Below are 501 nucleotides of genomic sequence, written 5' to 3'. Positions count from 1 at the left end.
GTGGAAGCGGGAGCAGACATTATCATGTTGGATAATATGTCTCCGGAAGAAATGGAAGAGGCAGTGCGTATTATAGACGGAAGAGCGGAGACAGAGTGTTCGGGAAATGTGACAAAGGAGAATATCGGGCGTCTGACTTCTATAGGGGTTGACTATATCTCCAGTGGGGCGTTGACACATTCAGCACCAATTTTAGACATTTCCTTAAAAAATCTTCATGCAGTTTCTTAGTGAGGAGAAAATAATGACAGGTTCAGAGAGAAGAGAAGAAATTATCAGTCAGATACAAAACAGTACAACGGCAGTTTCGGGGAAAAAACTTGCAGCGGCATATGACGTGAGCAGGCAGGTAATTGTACAGGATATAGCGTTGATTCGTGCGATGGGATATGATATTATTTCCACAAACAAAGGATATATTTTGAACGCTCCAAAGTCGATAAGTAAAATATTTAAAGTGCGTCATACAGATGAACAGTTGGAGGAAGAACTGTGTGCAGT

At 41.5% G+C, this 501-nt stretch carries 1 protein-coding gene and 1 pseudogene; both read left to right on the top strand.

Annotated features, from left to right (window positions below):
• A pseudogene (locus ACYQ35_RS11740) lies at nt 1-231 on the top strand (carboxylating nicotinate-nucleotide diphosphorylase); the annotation flags it as partial.
• 13 nt (nt 232-244) lie between these two features.
• Nucleotides 245-501, top strand: a 257-nt coding sequence (locus tag ACYQ35_RS11735; protein ID WP_459833793.1) for an HTH domain-containing protein, incomplete at its 3' end; no start/stop codon positions are given.

Source organism: Faecalimonas hominis (assembly GCF_054660755.1).
Note: the sequence above shows the minus strand (reverse complement) of the source record. Positions and strands in the feature narration are given on the sequence as shown.